This is a genomic window from Conyzicola lurida, from assembly GCF_014204935.1.
In the GTDB taxonomy this organism is placed as follows: domain Bacteria; phylum Actinomycetota; class Actinomycetes; order Actinomycetales; family Microbacteriaceae; genus Conyzicola; species Conyzicola lurida.
In genome coordinates, this window is record NZ_JACHMJ010000001.1 from 1274178 (window position 1) to 1293755 (window position 19578).

Genomic DNA, 19578 nt, shown 5'->3' on the forward strand with positions numbered 1-19578 from the left:
CACTGGCACGATTGACCGGTGACCGCGAGCCTCCGACATTCCCCGGGCGCGCGAGTCGGGGCATCGATCGCCGTGGCAACGGGGCTGTACGGCATGTCGTTCGGGGCGCTCGCCGTGGCGTCGGGCCTCGACGTCTGGCAGACCTGCGTGCTTAGCCTGCTGCTGTTCTCGGGCGGATCCCAGTTCGCCTTCATCGGCGTCATCGCCGGCGGCGGGTCGGGCATAGCCGCGGCGTCCGCCGCCGCCCTGCTCGGAATCCGCAACACCGTCTACGGCATGCAGCTGAACGCCCTGCTGCACCCGACCGGCTGGCGGCGGTTCGCCTCCGCACACGTCACTATCGACGAGTCACTCGCGACCAGCACCGGCCAGACCGACCCGGTCGAGCAGAAGCGGGGCTTCTGGGTCGCGGGACTGGGCATTTTCGTGCTCTGGAACCTCTTCACCCTCGTCGGGGCGCTCGCCGGCGACGCCCTCGGCGACCCGAAGCAGTGGGGACTCGACGGGGCAGCGGTCGCCGCGTTCCTCGCCCTGCTCTGGCCGCGTCTCCGCTCGCGCGAGGCCGGGGCGATTGCCGTCGCCTGCGCCCTCGTCACCGTCGTCGCCGTGCCGTTCGTGCCCGCCGGCGTGCCGATTCTGGTCGCGGCGGTCGTCGCCGCCGCGATCGGCTGGTTCGGCAGCGGCCCCCGCGGTGAGGGGCTCGAGCCCGACGTGGAACCGAAGCGCGAGGCCACCTCGTGAGCCTCTGGTTCTGGATCCTCGTCGCCTGCGTGGTCGCCTACCTCACCAAGCTGCTCGGCTACCTCGTGCCGCGCAAGGTGCTCGCCAATCCGCGCTTCGCCCGCGTCGCCGGCACGCTGACCATCGGCCTGCTCGCGTCGCTCACGGTGGTGAACACCGTGGCCACCGGTCAGGGCCTGGTAGTCGACTCCCGCATCGGCGCGCTCGTCGCCGCCGCGGTCGCCCTGTGGCTCCGCGCTCCGTTCCTCGTCGTCGTGATCGTGGGTGCGGCGGCCGCTGCGGGTCTGCGGCTCCTCGGGTTGCCGTAGCCGCCCCGGCGACCGTGCCCGAAGACGAACCAGCGCTGCACGAGATAGCTCACGACATAGAGTGCGGCGTCGGTTATGAGCTTTGCCGCCAGCAGCGGCATCCCGACGCCTGTCAGTAGGGCTAGACCTCCGTAACTCGCCGCCAGCAGCGTGAGCGCGAGGGCAAGGTAGCGGCTCGCGTGCCTCAGAACGCCGCCGCCCGACGTGCGGAACACGACCCGGCGGTTGGCGAAGAAATTGCCGGTACCGCTGATCAGCCGGGCACCGACGACGGATGTCGCGAGCGACCCCGTCGCCAGGTAGAGCAGTTCGAGTGCCACGACGTCGACGACGAACGATCCGAACGACACCGCCGCGAACACGATCAGCGGCCGCATCACCCGCAGCGAGTCGACCACGGGGCGGAAGTGCGACGACGCGTTCTGCTCGAGGTAGATCGTTTCGATCGGGATCTCGTCGATCGCGACCCCCGCGTCCCGCGACCGCAGCAGCATCGTCAGCTCGTACTCGAACCGCTCGCCGTCGAGGGCGAGCAGCCAGTCGAGCATGCCGGCCGGGAATCCGCGCAGCCCGGTCTGGGTGTCGTGCACCGACAGGCCGGTCACGAGCCGGAAGCCCACGCGCGACACGGCGTTACCGAACCGGCTGCGAGCGGGCACGTCGCCCGCGAACCGCCGGCCGCCCAGCACCATCGCGCCGCCGGAGGTGCGCAGCCGCTCGGCGACCCGCAGGATGTCGGCGGTGCAGTGCTGCCCGTCGCAGTCGGCGGTCACCACGTCTTCGCCGGGGTAGGTCGAAAGGATATGCCGCAGCCCGACCTTGAGCGCGTGGCCCTTGCCCGCGTTGACGTCGTAGCGCAGCACCTCGGCGTCCTCGGCACGGGCCGCCCGGAGCGCGGGGTCGTAGGCCGGCCCGCTGCCGTCGTCGACGACGAGCACCCGGGTTGCGGGGGAGGCGATGCGCAACTGGCGCACGACGTCGGCGAGGCTGGCGCCCGGTTCGAAGGCGGGGATCAGGACGATCACGGCCGTCACCCCTCGATGTAGAGGATGTCGGAGGTGCCGCGTTCGGTCCCGGTCCCGAGCGGGTTGTTCACGAGTTCGCCGTCGAAGTACATCGTCGACGACCCGCCGCCGTCGATGTTGTACGCCGTCGTCGCTCCGAGCCCCTGCATGATCTCGGCGAGCCCGGTCATGGTGACGCCCGCGCTGTAGCCGGGGCTGCGCCCGTCGACCACGACGAACACGAGGTGGTTGTCGTCGATCACGCCGACAGCGGTGCGCGGCTGCTCGCCCTGGATGGAGTGGTTGCCGACGTTCGTGTCGACCTCGACGTCTTCGATGCCGTCCACGATGTTGCCGTCCTCGACGATCGCGGGACCGAACGAGAGGGTGTTCCAGACGCCGTCGGCGAGGAGGTCCGCCGCGGTGGTCTCCGTCTCGTCGTACACCTCCACGCTGCCGTCGGTGTAGAAGGCAAGCCCCTCGCGGGCGCCCTCGTCGCGGTAGACGACGCCGTTGCGGATCACGATGCCGGTGTCGCGGAAGCCGTAGTAGTCGCCGTTGATGGCGAAGACCGCGTTGTTGTCCTCGGCGATGTCCGACGTCGTCTCGGTGATGTTCTCGCCGAAACTGTTGTCGGCGAATGCCGACTGCAGCACCGTCGCGTCGGTGATCTGCACGTCGGCCACGTAGTAGGTGACCGTGTCGTCGCCCGTACCCTCGACCACCGTCGAGATGGTGATCGTCGCGCCGTCCGACTCGTAGCCGGTGTCGGTGGTGACGGCCGTGTCCGAGTCGGTCGTCGTCGCGGTCGTCGTCGAGTTCTCCGCCTCGTACGCGTCGACGTCGGAGATCGCGACGTGTTCGATCACGAACCGGTCGAGCGCCCAGTAGGTGCCGCCGCCGAGGACGAGCGCCACGGTGAGCGCCCCGCCGATGATGAGATTGCGCTGTCTTTTTCGCATGTCTCAGGAATACGCACGCGATCTAGGAGTACCGAAGGTCGCAGCCGGGATGCGGGTGTGAGGTTCCTATGGGGCGGCTATGGCAAGGCCTGTCCGCTCCCGGCTGCCGTCGGTAGGTTGGCCCCATGGCAAGCGAAGCAACCACCCTGTCTGTCGGCGGCCGGGAGCTGCGGCTCTCCAGCCCGAGCCGTGTGCTCTGGCCGGAACCCGGCATCACCAAACTCGACCTCGCGAACTACGTGGTCGAGGTCGGCGACGCGTTCCTCGCCGCGAACGGCGGCCGCCCGCTGTCGCTGCAGCGGTTCCCGGGCGGCGTGGACGGCGAGCAGTTCTTCTCGAAGAACCCGCCGAAGGGGGCGCCCGACTTCGTGCGCAGCGTGCCCGTGGTCTACCCGAGCGGACGCACCCACCCGCAGCTCGTGATCGACGAGATCGCCGCCGCCGTCTGGGCCGTGCAGATGAACACCGTCGTCTTCCACCCGTGGCCGAGCCGCGCCGATGCGAGCGACTTCCCCGACCAACTGCGCATCGACCTCGACCCTCAGCCCGGGACCGACTTCGACGACGCCATCGCGGCGGCGCTGCAACTGCGGGAGGTACTCGCCGAAGCCGGCCTCGAGACGTTCGTGAAGACATCCGGCAATCGCGGTCTGCATGTCTTCGCCCCGGTGGAACCGACCCACGAATTCCTCGAGGTGCGTCACGCCGTCATCGCCGCAGCGCGCGAATTAGAGAGACGGATGCCGCAGGCGGTCACGACCGCGTGGTGGAAGGAGGAGCGCGGCGAGAGGATCTTCGTCGACTACAACCAGGCCAACCGCGACCGCACCATGGCGGGCGCGTACAGCCCGCGCCCCCTGCCGCACGCCCCCGTCTCCACGCCGCTCGACTGGGCCGAACTCGAGAACACCGACCCGGCGGAGTTCACGATCCTGACCGTCCCGGCCCGGCTCGCCAGCACGGGCGACCCGTGGGCGTCGTTCGCGGCGAAGCCCGGCACGATCGACGTGCTGCTCGGCTGGTGGGAGCGCGACCTGGCGGACGGGCTCGGCGAACTGCCGTTCCCGCCCGACTACCCGAAGATGCCGGGGGAGCCGCCGCGCGTGCAGCCGAGCAGGGCGCGGAAGGCCTAGCGCCCTTCGACAGGCTCAGGGACCGCCTTCGACAGGCTCAGGGACCGCCTTCGACAGGCAGGGCCCCGCTACGCCAGCACCTTCCGTAGGTCGTACGCCACCGGGATCTCCAGCTGCTCGAAGGTGCACGAGCGCGCGTCGCGGTCGGGCCGCCAGCGATCGAACTGCACCGTGTGCCGGAAGCGCGAGCCCTCCATCTGGTCGTAGCGCACCTCGACCACCCGGGTCGGTTCGAGCCGCACGTACGAGACGTCCTTGCCCGCGGAGAACCGGCTGCGCTCCGTCTCGCCCCGCACCGCGTCCCCGGCGTCGTCGCGCTGCACGAGCGGCTCGAGCTCGTCGACGAGCTCGCCCCGGCGTCTGTCGCTGAACGCCGAGATCCCGCCCACATTCCGCAGCTCGCCGTCGTCGCCGTACAGGCCGAGCAGCAGCGACCCCACCCCGCTGCCGCTCTTGTGCACGCGGTAGCCGAGCACCACGACGTCGGCCGTGCGGTGGTGCTTCGCCTTGAGCATGACCCGCTTGCCGGGGGAGTAGACCGCGGCGAGCGGTTTCGCCACGACCCCGTCGAGCCCGGCGCCCTCGAACTCCGTGAGCCAACGTGTGGCGAGCTCGGCGTCGGTCGTGATCTGGCTGAGGTGCAGGGGCTGGCCGAGTCCCGACGCGAACCCCTCCAGGGCCGCGCGGCGCTCGGAGAACGGCGAGTCGAGGAGGCTCTCCCCGTCGAGCGACAACAGGTCGAACGCGACGAAGCTCGCGGGCGTCTGCCGGGAGAGCTGGGCGACCCGGCTCTCCGCCGGGTGGATCCGGGCGGAGAGCGCCTCCCAGTCCAGTCGTTCGTTGCCCAGGGCTCCGCTGCGCACCACGATCTCCCCGTCGAGAACGCACGGTCCGGGGAGAAGCCGGGCGAAGGCATCCACCAGATCGGGAAAATACCGCGTCAGCGGTTTCGATCCGCGGCTGTCGATCACGACCGACTCGCCGTCGTAGTGCACGATCGCGCGGAAGCCGTCCCACTTCGGCTCGTAGGCGAGTCCGCCCTCGACACTGTCGGCGGCGGGCACGGAATCGACGGCTTTGGCCAGCATGGGCGCGATGGTGGGCATACCAAGGATCATCCTCCGCGAGCGGGCCGCCGCGAAAACCGGGTCTCGGGGCTTGCGCCGCGTCGGCAGGCAGAACCCAGCCAGACTTTGTACCCTTGGCGGGTGCGTATTCCAGGGCGGTCGGAGCGGCCCCGAACGACCTCTGTCGTGGTGCTCGTCGCGAGCACGGTCGGCTTCGCCCTCGTCTACGCCGCCGGTGTGCTGACCCGGCCCGGGCAGATCGTCGAGAACCGCGCGCTCGACGCCTCCACCTACCTCGACCGGCCGGGCGGACTGCTCGCCCTCGTGAGCCCCCTCAACCTCGCGATCGCCCTCGCCGTGATCGCCCTCCTCGGACTGGCGCTGCGGCGGGTGCGCGCGACGGTGCGCGGCGTGGCCATCGTGGTCGTCAGTACCGTGCTGTCGCAACTGCTCAAGAACGGTCTGCTCGCCCGCCCCGACTACCTCGGCGATGTCTCGGCGAACACCCTGCCGAGCGGGCACACCGTGGCCTACGCCTCGATCGTCTGCGCCCTGCTGGTCGTGCTGCCGACCCGGCCGCGCACGGTCGCCGCACTCGTCTCCTCGATCGTGCTGGGCGTCGTCGTCGTGCAATTGCTCGAGTTCGGCTGGCACCGGGCGAGCGATGTGATCGCGGGGTTGCTGCTCGTGGTCGCGGTGATGGCACTCGCCCAGCTGCTCCTGCCCGATCGCGGCCCCGTCCCCGTGCGGTCGAGCACCGGAACCCGCGCCCTCCTCGTTCTCGGCGCCGTGATCGGGGTGGTTCTCGTCGTGGCGAGCGTCGCCTTCGCGGCCACGCTCGCGCTCGACCGGTCGCTCGCGACCACGCACACCCTGCTGCTCGCCAGCCAGGTCATGTGCCTCGCCGCCGTCTCGCTCGCCGTGATGACGGTGCTCTGGGTGCAGCGCGGTGTCGTCGCCGCGGCTCCCCGCGGCCGCGCTCTTGCCACGACGCCCGTCTAGGAGCATCATCGAGGGCACGTAAGCCCCCGACGGGACATCCTCACAGGCAGAGCGGGAGGGACCATGAGTTCCATGCAGACCACCGTCGCCCCGACGACCGAGCTGAAGCGGGCCATCGGTCCGAAACTGCTCCTGCTCTTCATCGTCGGCGACATCCTCGGCACGGGCATCTACGCCCTCACCGGCCAGGTCGCGGCGGAGGTGGGCGGCGCCGCCTGGCTGCCGTTCCTCGTCGCGTTCGCGGTCGCGACGGTGACCGCGTTCTCCTACCTCGAGCTGGTCACCAAGTACCCGCAGGCCGCCGGCGCCGCCCTCTACGTGCACAAGGCCTTCGGCATCCAGTTCTTCAGCTTCATCGTCTGCTTCGTGGTGATGTCCTCGGGGCTGACGTCGGCGTCGGCGGCGTCCCGGGCCTTCGCCGTCAACCTCGTCGCCGGATTCGGGCTCGACGTCGGTGTCGGTGCCGTGCTGGCGATCGCGGTCGGGTTCATCCTGCTGGTGATGCTCGTGAACTTCCGCGGGGTCACCGAGAGCGTCATGCTCAACGTCGTGCTCACCCTGGTCGAACTCTCCGGCCTCCTGCTCGTCATCCTCATCGGGTTCTGGGCGATCGCCGGCGGCGACGCGGACTTCTCCCGGGTCGTCGCGTTCGAGACACCGGAGGACAAGGGCGTCCTCGTCGCGGTCAGCACCGCCACGTCGCTCGCGTTCTTCGCGATGGTCGGGTTCGAGGACTCGGTCAACATGGCGGAGGAGACCAAGGACCCGAGCCGCATCTTCCCGCGGATCATGCTCACCGGCCTCGGCATCACCGCCGTCATCTACGTGCTCGTCTCCATCTGCGCCGTGGCGATCGTGCCGATCGGCGAACTCGCCGGCAACGAGACCCCGCTCGTGACGGTCGTGCAGACGGCAGCCCCCGACTTCCCGATCTCCGACCTGATCCCGTTCATCTCGATGTTCGCCGTCGCCAACAGCGCGCTCATCAACATGATGATGGCCAGCCGCCTGCTCTACGGCATGAGCAAGCGCGGAGTCCTCCCGTCGTTCCTCAGCCGCGTCCACCCCGGCCGCCGCACCCCGTGGGCGGCGATCCTGCTCACCACGGCCATCGCCGTCGGCCTGATCAGCTACGTGTCGCTCGACACGGAAGGGTCGGTCGTGGCCCTGCTCGGCGGCACGACGTCGCTCCTGCTGCTGGCCGTGTTCACCGTCGTCAACGGCACCGTCCTCGTGCTACGGCGCGACATGGTCGAGCACGAGCACTTCCACGCCGGACGTGTGCTCCCCGTGATCGGGGCCCTCTCCTGCGCCTACCTCGTGCTGCCGTGGTCGTCGGGGCGCCCGGTCGAGCAGTACGAGATCGCGGGCGTCCTGCTGGCGATCGGCGTCCTGCTGTGGGGGATCACCTGGCTGGCCCGCCGTCTGGTCGGGTCGAATACCACGGTGAAGGATGACGCCACCGGCCTCACCGGAGAGGACTAGTTCCCGCCGCTCAGCGCACGGTCGCGCTCGATCTCCGTCGCCTGCCGCCGCAGCGTCGCCGCGCGGTGCTCCGCCGCCACGGCCAGCTGCGAACTGCAGCGCCGCGCGTAATCGGCCTTGAGCGTCGTCCACCGGACCTCCGTCACGGTGTGGCCGTGTCGCCCGTGGGCGGTCCGCTCGATCATGGTGTTCTCTTTTCTCCCGGTGTCCTCCGAGGTTAGGCCGCGAGCGATGCTCAGAGACAGGGCACAAGGTCCCGGAGGAGGATGATGGAGGAATGTCCCGTGCCACCCCCACCACCGCCTTCCGCACCGCCCGCGACCGACTGCTCGAGCTACGGCTCGACCACGAGGCGGCGGCGGCCGAGTTCGCCTGGCCCGACGTCGGTCCCGCGTTCAACTGGTCGGTCGACTGGTTCGACCGGATCGCCGAGGGCAACCAGAAGACCGCTCTGTGGATCGTCGAGGAGGACGGCAGCGAGCAGAAGGTCACCTTCGACGCGATGCGCCGCCGCTCCGACCAGGTCGCCGCGTGGCTGCAGCGCCTCGGTGTCGGCGCGGGCGACCACGTCATGCTGATGCTCGGCAACCAGGTCGAGCTGTGGGAATCGATGCTCGCCATCATGAAGTCCGGCGCCGTCATCCTGCCGACCTCGACCGTGCTCACCTCCGCCGATCTCTCCGACCGTATCGAGCGCGCCGGCGTCACCCACGTCATCGCCAACGTCGAGGACGCGCCGAAGTTCGACGCGCTCGGCGACGGCTTCACGCGCATCCTGATCGGCGACAGCCTGCCCGGTTGGGTGCCGTACACCGACTCGGCCGCCGAGACCGCGGCGCCCACGCCCGTCGCCGTCCTGACGGGCGACCCGTCGCTCATCTACTTCACCTCGGGCACCACCAGCAAACCGAAGATGGTCGTCCACACGCAGTCGTCGTACCCGGTGGGCCACCTCTCGACGATGTACTGGCTCGGCCTGCAGCCCGGCGACGTGCATCTCGCCATCAGCTCGCCCGGCTGGGGCAAGCACGCGTGGAGCTGCTTCTTCGCCCCGTGGAACGCCGAGGCGACGGTCTTCGTCTACAACTACAGCAGGTTCGACCCCGCCGCCCTGCGGGTCCAGCTCGAGCGGGCAGAGGTCACTACCTTCTGCGCCCCGCCCACCGTCTGGCGCATGCTGATCCAGTCGCAGCTCGGCGCGAAGCCGTCCCACCTGCGCGAGGCGCTCTCCGCGGGCGAGCCGCTCAACCCCGAGGTGATCAGCCAGGTGCAGCGCGCGTGGGGACTCGTGATCCGCGACGACTACGGCCAGACCGAGACCACCGCGATCATCGCGAACGCCCCCGGCTCCGCGCTCAAGGCCGGCTCGATGGGCATCCCGCTGCCCGGCGTGAAGGTCGTGCTGGTCGACCCGCTCACGGGAGAGCTCTCCGACGAGGGCGAGATCTGCCTCGATCTCTCCTCGCCGGCGGTCAACCTGATGGCCGGTTACCACGGCGATCCCGAGCGCAGCGCCGACGTGGTCCGCGACGGGTATTTCCACACCGGCGACGTCGCCGTGCGCGACGAGAACGGCTACATCACGTTCGTCGGCCGCACCGACGACATCTTCAAATCGAGCGACTACAAGGTCTCCCCGTTCGAGGTGGAGAGCGCGCTGATCGAACACGCGGCCGTCGCCGAGGCCGCGGTGGTACCGGCGCCCGACGACACGCGCCTCAACATCACCAAGGCGTACATCGTGCTCGCCGCCGGGTGGGAGCCGTCCGAGGCGACCGCGCTCGAGATCCTGCACCACGCCCGCGTCAGCCTGCCGCCGTACTTCCGGGTGCGCCGCATCGAGTTCTTCGAGCTGCCGAAGACCAACTCGGGCAAGATCCGCCGCGTCGAGCTGCGCGAGCGCGAGAACGAAGCGGCGGCCGCCGGGCTGCGCCTTCCCGACGAGTGGCGCGACGACCAGTTCCCGCAGTTGAAGGGCCGCTCGTGAGGGCGGTGCGCCGCACGGCCGACGGCGCGTTCGTCGAGGAGCTCGAGGTGCCGCCCCTCGCCCGTCACCTCGAACTCGAGCCGCACCCCGAGGGCGGCTGGTACCGACGCACCTGGGCCTCGGCCGACACGGTCGCGACACCCGCGGGCGACCGTCCGGCCGGCACGCTCATCGTCTTCCTGCTCCCCGCGGGCGAGGCCTCGGCCTGGCACCGTGTCGCGTCGACCGAGATCTGGATCGGCGGCGGCCTCGGCCCCGTCGTCCTCGAGACCGGCGGGTCCGGCGAAACACCGGCGACGGATGCCACGGTGCGGCTCGGCGCGGACGCCGCCGCAGGCGAGACCCCGCAGTTCGAGATCGCCCCGAACGTCTGGCAGCGGACACTGCCGGCCGACCACGACTCCCTCGTGAGCTGTCTCGTGTCGCCCGGGTTCGACTTCGCCGACTTCACGCTCGCGATCTAGTACGCCCGCGGCAACCCGCGCGCCTAGTCCGTCCGGGGGTGCGCAGCCAGGTACGCGTGCACCGAGCTCACCACCACCGACCCCTCGCCGACCGCCGATGCGACGCGCTTCACCGAGCCGCGTCGCACGTCGCCCACCGCGAAAAAGCCGGGCAGCGACGACTCGAGCGGCGCGGGAGGCTGCTCGTGCGGCCACGCCCGCCGGCCACCCTCGGTCAGCACGTCGGCGCCGGTGATGACGTAGCCCCAGCGGTCGCGCAGAACCTCCGGCGGCACCCAGTCGGTGTGCGGGGCGGCGCCGATCGTGATGAACAGCGCGTCGCAGCGCACGGTCGACCGGCGTCCGGACACGCGGTCGGCGAGCACCACGTGGTCGAGCCGCCCGTCGGTGCCGCCGCCGCCCGCCACCTTCGCTTCCGTCAGGATCGCGACATCCGCCGCCGCCAGCTCGTCGATCAGGTACTGGGACATGCTGTCGGCCAGATCCGCGCCGCGCACCACGAGCGACACCGACGCGGCGTAGCGGGCGAGGTGCAGCGCCGCCTGTCCCGCCGAGTTGCCGCCGCCCACGACGAGCACGACCCGGCCGGTCTGCTCCTTGGCCTCGAGCGCCGACGCCCCGTAGAACACCGAGGTACCGACGAACGGGTCGAGCCCGGGGATGGCGAGCCGACGGTAGGAGACCCCGGTGGCGAGGATCACGCTGCGCGCGGTGACCGTCTCGTTCGGCGCGACGGCGAGCACGCTGCGGCCGTCGATCACCGACATCCCGACGACCTCCCGGGTTAGGGCGAACCGCGCCCCGAACACCCAGGCCTGCTGGTAGGCGCGCTCGGCCAACTCGACCCCCGACACCCCGCGGGCGAAGCCGAGGTAGTTGCGGATCAGCGAGCTCGATCCGGCCTGGCCGCCCACCGCCCGCTGCTCGACGACGAGCGTCGACAGGCCCTCCGATGCCGCGTACACGGCCGCCGCGAGACCGGCGGGTCCGGCACCGACGATGGCGAGGTCGACGGGTTCGGCGGGCAGCTCCGTCGACAGACCGTGCGCGCGGGCGAGGTCGGGGTCGCCGCGCACGGCCGTGATGTCGGCGGGGGAGTCGTCGGTGCTGCGCCGCCAGTCGAGCAGCAGGTCGGTCACCGTGCGGTGGAAGTACTCGTCGGCCGGCTGGCGGGGCCGCACCACGTAGTAGTCGATGAGCGTCGACGCCATCAGCCGCAGCACGCCCGCGGCCACGTCGGGGTCCGCCCAGTCGCCCCACTCGATCACGAGGGCGCGGCGGGCGGTGGGGAACAGGCGGCGGGTCGCGGCGAAGAGCGTACCGGTCACGTCGTCGCTCAGTACGAGAGCCGCCGGGTGACCGTCGGCGGCGGTGCGGGAGAGCTGCTCTTCCCCGCCGTCGGCGACCGCGAGCACGCGGTAGTCGGCGCCGAGCCGCTTGGAGAGTTCGTCGGCGGTGAAGGTCAGAGCCGGCGGGTGGGCGAGCGACAGAAGGACGACGGGCAGGGGTGCGGGGTCGGGATTCGTCATGCGACAGGCCTACACGGGCCGGGCAGGTCGGCGCACTCACTAGACAGCACGCGGCGACGCGCGCAGACTGCCAGCCATGGAACGAATGACTGGCTCCATTCGCACACCCGACCAACGACTCCGAGTCTTCATCAGCTCGACGCTGAAAGAGCTCGCGCCCGAACGCAGAGTGGCGCGCGCCGCGGCGGAGCGGCTGCATCTCGCCCCCGTGATGTTCGAACTCGGTGCCCGCCCGCACGCGCCCCGTGACCTCTACCGCGCCTATCTCGCCCAGAGCGACGTCTTCGTCGGCCTCTACGCCGAGCGGTACGGCTGGGTCGCGCCGGGCGAGGAAGTGTCGGGGTTGGAGGACGAGTACAACCTCGCCCCACGGCACCTGCCCAAGCTCATCTACATCAAGGATCCGGTGGACGAGCGCGAGCCACGGCTGGTCGAGCTGCTCGACCGCGTGCGCACCGACGACACCGCCTCGTTCAAGTACTACTCCTCGGTGCGCGAGTTCGGGCAGCTGCTCGAGAACGACCTCGCCACCCTGCTCGCCGAGCGTTTCGACGCCTCCCGGACGGCCGCCGCGCCGCCGTCCGCCGACGAACTGCCGCCCGCGGAGACTCCGCGGCAGAGCTCCGAGATCTCGCTGCCGACACAGCTCACCGAGCTGATCGGCCGCGACGCCGAGGTGCATCGGCTCGACGCTCTGCTGCGCCGCGATTCGGCCCGCTTCATCACCCTCACCGGCCCGGGCGGCATCGGCAAGAGCCGGCTCGCGGTCGCGGCGGCGTCGCGGGCGGCCGACCACTTCCCGGGCGGCGTCGTGTTCGTCGACCTCGCGCCCGTTCACGACCCGGCCCTCGTGGTGAACGCGATCGCGGCGGCCCTCGGCGTGCGCGACCCCGGCGATGCGCCGCTCGTCGAGAAGCTGACGACCGCCATCCGCACCCGCCGCCTGCTGCTGGTGCTCGACAACGTCGAACAGGTGCTCGGCGCCGCTCCGCTGTTCGTCGACCTGCTGCGCGCGGCACCCGGACTCACCCTCCTGCTCACGAGCCGTGCCCTGGTGCGCGTGTCCGCCGAGCAGAGCGTCGAGGTCGGCCCGCTCGCGCTGCCGACGCTGGGGCGGGGTCTCACCGTCGCCGACGTGCTCGCCGCGCCATCCGTCGCCCTCTTCGTCGAACGCGCCCACGCCGTGCGTCCGGACTTCGAGGTGACGCCGGAGAACGTCGAGGCCGTCGCGCGCATCTGCGTGGCGCTCGACGGCGTGCCCCTCGCGCTCGAACTCGCCGCGGCCCGCATCCGGGTGCTGACCCCCGCCGCGATGTTGGAACGGCACGAGCGCGGGCTGCCGTTGCCGGTGTGGGGCATGCGCGACCTGCCCGAGCGCCAGCAGACCCTGCGCAACACGATCGAGTGGAGCACCGGGCTGCTCGGCGAGAGCGAGAAGAACCTGCTGTTCATGCTCGGCGTCTTCGAGGGCGGGTTCTCGCTCGAGGCCGCGGAGGCGGTCGGCGGCGACGACGCCCTCGGCAACCTCGCGGTGCTCGTCGACAACTCGCTCGTGCGCCAGCAGGACTTGCGCGAGCGGTCGTACTTCACCATGCTCGCCTCGGTGCGCGAGTACGCGCTCGAACGGCTGGAGGAGAACGGCACCCTGGCGGCGACCCGCGAGCGGCACGCCGCCTTCTTCATCGAATCGGGGCGCGACATCGAGATCGCTATCGAGGGGCACCGCCAGCGCGAGCTCGTGCAGCAGCTGCGCGAGGACACCCCCAATCTTCGTGCGACGGTGCGCTATCTGCTCGACCGTCGCGAGTGGGACCGCGCGGCCGAGTTCGCCTGGTACCTCTACCTGTACTGGTGGATCGGCGGTCTGCTCGGCGAGGTGCGCGGCTGGATGGACGTGCCGCTCTCCTCGGGCGACGAGCTCCGCGACGAGACCCGGGCCATCGCGCTCTATTTCACCCGGGCCATCACCTTCTGGCAGGACCCCGCCGTCGTCGTCGTCGCGGGACTCACCGAGAGCGCCGAGCTGTTCGAGCGCGAGCAGAACCCGGCGGGCGAGGCGCTCGCGCGGGTGTCGCTCGCCCTCGCGATGCTCGCGGACGACCCGCCCGACCCCGCCCGTGCCGACGACGAGCTCGAAACGAGTCTCACGCTGTTCCGTGAGTCGGATGACGCCTGGGGAGAGTCCCTCGTGCTGGTGTCGCTCGGCCGGGTCGCGCTGCTGCAGAACCAGCTGCACCGCGCCATCAACCGGTTCGACGAGGGGTTGGCGATCACTCGGCGCGAGCGGGACAGCCTGGGTGAGACGATCGCGCTGCACCATCTCGGCTGGGCCAAGCTGCTCGGCGGCGACCTGGGTGCGGCTCGCGGCCTGTTCGCACGCAGCGTGACCCTCGCGGCCGAGCTCGGCCACGAAGAGGGGATCGCCTACGGTCTCGAGGGGCTCGTCGCCGTCGTCGCGACCGAGGGCGACGTCGACCGGGCCGGGCGGCTGCTCGGCGCCGCCGACCGGCTGCGCGAGGAGCGCGGCATTTTCAACGCCGCCGCGTTCTCCTTCCACCGCGGCATCGTCGAGCGCATCCTCGCGGGGGACCGGGCGGGAGAGTTCGCGACCGCCCGCGTGCTCGGCCGGGAGCTCTCCGCGGAGGACGCGGTCGCCGAGGCACTGTCGGACGCCCCTCCGGCAGCGGTGACCGTCAGCCGGCCGTCATCCGGGGCCCTCGAATGACCGACGCGGTACGGACGGCCACGCGCGTCGTGGCCGCCGTGATCATCCCGTTCCTCGTGGTGGCGAGCGTGCTTCTCTACCTGCTGCCGACCACGACCGGGGAGCTCTTCGCCTGGACGATCGAGCCGCGGCTCAGCGCCATGTTCCTCGGCTGCGCCTACATCGGCGGCATCTGGTTCTTCGGCCGGGTGTTGCGCGCGCGGCGCTGGCACCACGTGAAGTACGGCTTTCCCGCCGTCATCCTGTTCGCCAGCCTGCTCGGTATCGCGACACTGCTGCACTGGGACCGGTTCCACTTCGGGCACATCTCGTTCATCACCTGGACGACGCTGTACCTGACGACGCCGTTCGCCGTGCTGGCGGTGACGTTGCGCAACTGGGATGCCGACCCGGCGACGCCCGACCGCGGCGACTTCGCGATCCCACTGCCCGCCCGGGCGCTGCTGGCGGTGGTGGGGGCCGCGTCGCTCGTCTGCGGGCTGACGCTCTTCGCCGTGCCGACGCTCGCGACGGAGGCCTGGGCGTGGTCGCTCACCCCGCTCACCGCCCGCGTGGTCGGGGCGATCCTGACCCTGCCCGGCGCGGTGAACCTGTTCCTGCTGCGCGACGCGCGGTGGAGCGCGTTCCGGTTGATCTTCCAGGCGCAGCTGGTGAGCCTCGGCTTCATCGTGCTGGCGCTGGTCATCGCCCGCGCCGATCTGGTCGGCCCGCGTCCCGTCGTCGCGGCGCTCATCGTCGGCCTCGTCGGGTCGCTGCTCGCCTACGTCGCTTTCTACGCCTACTGCGAGCGGCGGCGGGCCCCGTCAGCCGTGGGCGAGTAGCTGCACGAGGATCACGGCCAGGCCGAAGACCAGGAGCGCGAAGAAGACGGCGAGCTTCGCCCACCATCGCAGCGACGACCGGAACACCGCGAGGTAGCCGACCGCGCCGAGGGTGAGCGCCATGATCGCGATCGCGACCGCGAGGGCCGTCTCCACCGGGATCCACCCGACGACGGCGAGCACCAGCACGACGACCGGCAGCACGACCGTGGCGAGAGCGCCCGACGACACCCGTACCAGGCCGGCGAACTCCGCCGCCTTCGGCAGGTGGCCGTGCACGCCGAGGTGGGCGATGATGTCGCTGACGAGTCCCGCCGAGCCGGCGCCGACGGCCGCGATCAGCAGCGACGTCACGGCGGTCAGCGGCTCGGTGTCGGACGCGTGCGCATTGAGCCCGAGCAGCACGGCGAGCCCGATGAACGAGACGTAGACGCGCTCCTTCAAGTACGGCACGAGCTGTTCGGGGGTGGGGCGTTGCCGGGCGGGGCTCGTCGAGGTCATCCGTCCAGTGTGAAGCATGGCGGGGCGGGCGATCGCATCGTTATCCTGAGTCATCGCGAACGACGAACGGGAGAATCATGTCGTCCATCAGCCCCTTCCTCTGGTTCGACAAGGACGCCTACGAGGCGGCCGAATTGTACGTCTCGCTCTTCCCCGACTCGCGCATCCTCAACGTCGGGCGCTACCCGGATGGGAGCCCGGGGGAGCCGGGATCGGTGATGTCTGTGTCGTTCGTGCTCGACGGCCTCGAGGTGCAGGCCCTCAACGCCGGCCCGCAGTTCCCGTTCACCGAGGCGTTCTCGTTCTTCGTCCAGGCCGACACCCAGGAGAAGATCGACCGCTACTGGGACGCTCTCATCGCCGACGGGGGAGCGCCGAGCCAGTGCGGCTGGCTCAAGGACCGCTTCGGCCTGTCGTGGCAGATCGTGCCCCCGCGGCTGGGCGAGCTGCTCGGCGACCCCGACCCCGAACGGGCGGGTCGCGTGATGCAGGCGATGCTCGGTATGCAGAAGATCGTCATCGCCGACCTCGAAGCGGCCTGAACCGTCGTCGGTCGAGCAACTCGTCAGTCGCGGTGCGGCGGGCCGACCCGCAGCACGTCGTCGGCCGGCAGCGTGATCGTCGCGACCGCGTCTTCCTCGTCCGGGTCGGGCAACGCCACCCGCACCGTGCACTCGTTCTTGTCGAGCTCGACGATGACGACGCGTCGCCATTCCCAGTGCGGTTCGGGATGACGCAGGTCCGAGTCATCCCGCAGCGGGCGGGGTGCGAGGCACCACCAGTAGTTGGCGAGCGAGATCAGGCCGCGGTCTCCGAGCACCGACTCCGCCTCGGTGCGCGTGCCGGGTTCGCCGAGCGGATGGCCGATCAGGTTGAGCGGCACGAATCGCCCGTCCTCGCCCGACGGGTCGAGGTATCCGGTCAGCTCCCCGTCGCTCGGACGGTGGAAAGCGATCCATTGCTCTGCCACGGCACGAATGTAGCACCGGGATACCGAGGTGACGAAGGAAAACTACCGAGGTCAGGTCGCCCGATTACCTAATTTCGGCGACTAAGCCTGTCCTAACCGAATTAGCCGGATTTACGATTGAGCGTAATTCACATTGGGGGAGCTACTATGACGCAGCTGGAACGCGACCGTGCAGAACAGTTCTTCGACGGGTACGGCGACGCGCTGACCCACAACAACCTCGAGGCGATCGCGCGCTGCTACGCGTACCCCTCGATCGTCATCACCGACACGGCGAGCCGGGCGATCACCAGCCCCGACGAAGTGATGGACGCCTTCCGTGACGACGAGAAGGACGACGACGCCGTCCAGGTGGTCGCCACCGTCGGGTCGATCGAGAGCGTCAGCAGCAATGTCGCCTGGGTCACGGTGAGCTGGAGCTACCGGGACGACTACGACGAGGAACAGCGGTCGGACGCCTACCGCTACCTGCTGCGCAACCTCGACTCCGCCGTCGAGATCTGCACCGTCACTCCGGTGCCGGTGGAGGCAGCCCGCTGACCACGTCCCGCGGCGCATAATGGCAGCATGGCAGCCCAGCGCGGATTCGACCGACTCGTCAATCTGAGCGACGCCGTCGTGTCGATCGCCGCGACCCTGCTGATCCTGCCCCTCGTCGACACCGCGTCCGAGCTGGGCTCCGGCGGCCTCGGCGAGCTGTTCGCCGACCACTGGGAGCAGCTTTTCGCCTTCGTGCTGAGCTTCGCCGTGATCTGCAGGTTCTGGCTCATCCACCACGCCGTGTTCACCCGGCTCGACGGCTACACCCGGCCGCTGCTCTGGGCGAACTTCCTCTGGATGGGCAGCATCGCCTTCCTGCCGTTCCCGACCGAGCTCGTCGCACCGTCGGGCATCGACGACCCGTTGACCTCCGGCCTGTACGTGGCGACCATGTGCGTCGCCTCGGCCGCCATCACCGTCATCCAATGGATCGCCATCAGGAACCCCGCGATCCAGGCCGAGGAGGGACGCGGCACGCTGACGATCCACGCCGCCGCCACGAGCACGGTCGCGATGCTCGTGGTGCTGCTCATCGTGCTGGTGCTCCCCGGCGTCGGCCTCTGGGCCCTCCTGCTGCTGATCCCGGCCGGCATCCTCGGCGACCGGCTCACGCGACGCGCCGTGGCCGCCCGCGGCACCGCCTAACAACTGAGCGGAATTCCACACTCTCCGACATACTGGGAGGGCACCACGAACCCCAGGAGAGCTCACATGGAAACCCCCCTGCCCTCGGATGCCCTCGTCGGAGGCGTCGTCGTCGTCGTTCTCGTCGTCCTCATCCTCGCGGTCCTGTTCACGTTCCTCCGCGGCATCAAAGTCGCGAAGCCCGACGAGGCGATCATCGTCACCTCCCGGCAGAAGACGGTCAAAAAGCCCGGCGACGAGGACGAGAACGGCGGCCAGCGCGTCGTCTTCGGATCCCGCGTCTTCGTGATGCCGATCGTCGAGGCCCACTTCAAGCTGAGCCTGCGGTCGCGCCAGCTCAACGTGCAGGCCACCGCCCAGACGAAAGACGCGATCACGATCAAGGTGAACGCGGTCGCCGTCGTCAAGGTCGGGGGCTCCGAGTCGATGGTGCGCGCCGCCGCCCAGCGATTCCTGAACCAGCAGGACCAGATCGAGACCTCGACCGAAGAGGTGCTGAGCGGTTCCGTGCGTTCCATCGTCGGCCAGCTGACGGTAACCGAGATCATCACCAACCGCTCGGCGCTGCAGGGCCAGGTGCTCGAGGCCGTGCGCGAATCCCTCGACGTTCAGGGCCTCCAGATCGACACGCTCCAGATCAAAGAGATCGACGACGACAACGGCTACATCCGCGACCTCGGCCGCGCCGAAGCCGCCCGCGTCAAGCAGGTCGCCGAGATCGCCGAGTCCGTTTCGCGCCAGGCCTCGGAAGAGGCGCGCATCTCCGCCGACCAGGCCGTCGCGGAGCAGCAGCGCAAGCTCGACCTGCGTAACGCGGAGATCCAGAAGGAGACCGACAAGGCCCGCGCCGAGGCGGCCGCCGCCCGCCCGCTCGCCGAGTCGATCGCGCAGCAGGGTGTCATCGCCCAGGACGAAATCAACGCGGCATCCCGGGTCGGCCTGCGCAAGCAGGAACTCGACGCCGAGATCCGCGCCGTCGCCGACGCCGAGGCGTACGCGGTGCTGAAGAACGCCGAGGCATCCGCCGCGGCCGCCGTCGCCGCCGCCGACTCCAACCGTGACGCCCGCAAGGCGAGCGCGGAAGCCGTCGAGGCCGAGGGTGTCGCCGAGAAGAACCGTCGTATCGCGGCCGCCGAGGCACTGCGCGCGGAGGGCGAGGCCGAGGCCAACTCGATCCGCGTCAAGGGTTCCGCCGAGGCCGAGGCCACGCGGGCCAAGGCCGAGGCGCTCGAGGAGCGCGCCGACGACCTGCTGCGCCAGCAGGTCATCGGCCAGCTGCCCGACATCGTGCGTGCGGCGTCCGAGCCGCTCGCCGCGATCAACAACATGACGGTCATCTCGTCCGACGGCAGCGGAACCGAGCAGGTTGGGCAGAACGTCGCCACCCAGCTGGCGACCGCGACCCAGATCGTGCGCGACCTCACGGGCATCGATATCGCCGAGATCGTCACGGGCCGGGCGACCGGTGCGGCGGCCGGCGACGCGCTGGCCGCCGGCACCGCTCCCGCGGCGAAGGCTCCGAAAGCGCAGAAGCCGCGCACGGCGCCCGTCGCGACGGCTCCCGCGGACACCACCCCGTCGATCTAGCCGCACCGAACGGAGCGCCCCTCCCACTCGCGGGAGGGGCGTTCCGTGTCTCGCCACCGGTCGACGTGCCCGACGAAGCGTGAGACTGCGCGCACCACCCAGGCCGT

General features: G+C 70.4%; 19 protein-coding genes and 1 pseudogene. 13 read left to right on the forward strand and 7 right to left on the reverse strand.

The window, feature by feature from the left end; genetic code table 11:
- The first annotated feature begins 18 nt into the window (after window positions 1–18).
- Both HD599_RS06135 and HD599_RS17920 read left to right on the forward strand, forming a co-directional pair.
- Window positions 19–741 (forward strand): AzlC family ABC transporter permease, encoded by a 723-nt coding sequence (locus HD599_RS06135; protein WP_343061912.1) that lies wholly within the window; start codon window positions 19–21, stop codon window positions 739–741.
- Window positions 738–1049: an AzlD domain-containing protein gene (locus tag HD599_RS17920; protein ID WP_343061913.1), complete on the forward strand. Its 312-nt coding sequence runs from the start codon at window positions 738–740 to the stop codon at window positions 1047–1049. Before HD599_RS06135 ends, HD599_RS17920 begins: the two co-directional genes overlap by 4 nt.
- 32 nt (window positions 1050–1081) lie before the next feature.
- Here the strand turns inward: HD599_RS17920 and HD599_RS06140 are convergent.
- Together HD599_RS06140 and HD599_RS06145 are read right to left on the reverse strand one after the other, a co-directional pair.
- Window positions 1082–2083, reverse strand: a pseudogene (locus HD599_RS06140) (GtrA family protein); the annotation flags it as partial.
- Window positions 2080–3015: a phosphodiester glycosidase family protein gene (locus HD599_RS06145; RefSeq protein WP_184234733.1), complete on the reverse strand. Its 936-nt coding sequence runs from the start codon at window positions 3013–3015 to the stop codon at window positions 2080–2082. The gene HD599_RS06145 and the pseudogene HD599_RS06140, both read right to left, overlap by 4 nt.
- A gap of 125 nt (window positions 3016–3140) precedes the next feature.
- On the opposite strand from HD599_RS06145, the gene ligD reads away from it, so the two are divergent.
- Window positions 3141–4148, forward strand: coding sequence for a non-homologous end-joining DNA ligase (gene ligD / locus HD599_RS06150; RefSeq protein ID WP_184234735.1), 1008 nt, complete (start codon window positions 3141–3143; stop codon window positions 4146–4148).
- 68 nt (window positions 4149–4216) lie between these two features.
- Here the strand turns inward: ligD and HD599_RS06155 are convergent, their stop codons facing one another.
- Window positions 4217–5254 (reverse strand): ATP-dependent DNA ligase, encoded by a 1038-nt coding sequence (locus tag HD599_RS06155; RefSeq protein ID WP_184234738.1) that lies wholly within the window; start codon window positions 5252–5254, stop codon window positions 4217–4219.
- A gap of 102 nt (window positions 5255–5356) precedes the next feature.
- Here HD599_RS06155 and HD599_RS06160 point away from each other — a divergent pair, with 102 nt between their 5' ends.
- Both HD599_RS06160 and HD599_RS06165 read left to right on the forward strand, forming a co-directional pair.
- Complete coding sequence (locus HD599_RS06160; protein ID WP_184234741.1) at window positions 5357–6217, forward strand: phosphatase PAP2 family protein; 861 nt, start codon at window positions 5357–5359, stop codon at window positions 6215–6217.
- Window positions 6218–6280: 63 nt separating this feature from the next.
- Window positions 6281–7702 (forward strand): APC family permease, encoded by a 1422-nt coding sequence (locus tag HD599_RS06165; protein WP_184234743.1) that lies wholly within the window; start codon window positions 6281–6283, stop codon window positions 7700–7702.
- Here HD599_RS06165 and HD599_RS06170 read toward each other — a convergent pair.
- A complete protein-coding gene (locus tag HD599_RS06170) occupies window positions 7699–7887 on the reverse strand; it encodes a hypothetical protein (RefSeq protein WP_184234747.1) in 189 nt (62 codons plus the stop codon). The genes HD599_RS06165 and HD599_RS06170 overlap by 4 nt on opposite strands.
- Window positions 7888–7979: 92 nt before the next feature.
- Here HD599_RS06170 and HD599_RS06175 point away from each other — a divergent pair, with 92 nt between their 5' ends.
- Window positions 7980–9689: an AMP-binding protein gene (locus tag HD599_RS06175; RefSeq protein WP_184234750.1), complete on the forward strand. Its 1710-nt coding sequence runs from the start codon at window positions 7980–7982 to the stop codon at window positions 9687–9689.
- Window positions 9686–10153: a cupin domain-containing protein gene (locus HD599_RS06180; protein WP_343061916.1), complete on the forward strand. Its 468-nt coding sequence runs from the start codon at window positions 9686–9688 to the stop codon at window positions 10151–10153. The genes HD599_RS06175 and HD599_RS06180 overlap by 4 nt, the downstream gene beginning before the upstream one ends.
- Window positions 10154–10176: 23 nt before the next feature.
- On the opposite strand, the gene HD599_RS06185 is transcribed toward HD599_RS06180, so the two are convergent.
- Window positions 10177–11682 carry an NAD(P)/FAD-dependent oxidoreductase gene (locus HD599_RS06185; protein ID WP_184234753.1) on the reverse strand — a complete coding sequence of 502 codons (1506 nt, stop codon included), beginning with the start codon at window positions 11680–11682 and terminating at the stop codon, window positions 10177–10179.
- An 85-nt stretch (window positions 11683–11767) separates the two neighbouring features.
- Here HD599_RS06185 and HD599_RS06190 point away from each other — a divergent pair, with 85 nt between their 5' ends.
- Complete coding sequence (locus tag HD599_RS06190) at window positions 11768–14407, forward strand: DUF4062 domain-containing protein (RefSeq protein WP_184234756.1); 2640 nt, start codon at window positions 11768–11770, stop codon at window positions 14405–14407.
- The gene (locus HD599_RS06195) at window positions 14404–15228 is read left to right on the forward strand and encodes a hypothetical protein (protein WP_184234759.1); all 825 of its coding nucleotides are present in this window, start codon (window positions 14404–14406) and stop codon (window positions 15226–15228) included. Before HD599_RS06190 ends, HD599_RS06195 begins: the two co-directional genes overlap by 4 nt.
- On the opposite strand, the gene HD599_RS06200 is transcribed toward HD599_RS06195, so the two are convergent.
- Complete coding sequence (locus HD599_RS06200; RefSeq protein WP_184234762.1) at window positions 15211–15729, reverse strand: hypothetical protein; 519 nt, start codon at window positions 15727–15729, stop codon at window positions 15211–15213. The genes HD599_RS06195 and HD599_RS06200 overlap by 18 nt on opposite strands.
- Window positions 15730–15806: 77 nt before the next feature.
- On the opposite strand from HD599_RS06200, the gene HD599_RS06205 reads away from it, so the two are divergent.
- Window positions 15807–16271 carry a VOC family protein gene (locus HD599_RS06205; RefSeq protein WP_184234765.1) on the forward strand — a complete coding sequence of 155 codons (465 nt, stop codon included), beginning with the start codon at window positions 15807–15809 and terminating at the stop codon, window positions 16269–16271.
- Window positions 16272–16294: 23 nt separating this feature from the next.
- Here the strand turns inward: HD599_RS06205 and HD599_RS06210 are convergent, their stop codons facing one another.
- The gene (locus tag HD599_RS06210; RefSeq protein WP_184234767.1) at window positions 16295–16699 is read right to left on the reverse strand and encodes a hypothetical protein; all 405 of its coding nucleotides are present in this window, start codon (window positions 16697–16699) and stop codon (window positions 16295–16297) included.
- Window positions 16700–16846: 147 nt separating this feature from the next.
- Here HD599_RS06210 and HD599_RS06215 point away from each other — a divergent pair, with 147 nt between their 5' ends.
- From HD599_RS06215 to HD599_RS06225, 3 genes are all read left to right on the forward strand, one after another.
- Entirely contained in the window at window positions 16847–17239 is a 393-nt protein-coding gene (locus HD599_RS06215; protein WP_184234769.1) for a hypothetical protein, read from the forward strand.
- A 27-nt stretch (window positions 17240–17266) separates the two neighbouring features.
- Window positions 17267–17884, forward strand: a complete 618-nt coding sequence (locus tag HD599_RS06220) for a TMEM175 family protein (protein WP_184234772.1) — start codon at window positions 17267–17269, stop codon at window positions 17882–17884.
- Window positions 17885–17950: 66 nt separating this feature from the next.
- On the forward strand, window positions 17951–19471 hold the full coding sequence (locus tag HD599_RS06225; protein WP_184234776.1) for an SPFH domain-containing protein: 1521 nt from the start codon (window positions 17951–17953) through the stop codon (window positions 19469–19471).
- Window positions 19472–19578: the final 107 nt, after the last annotated feature.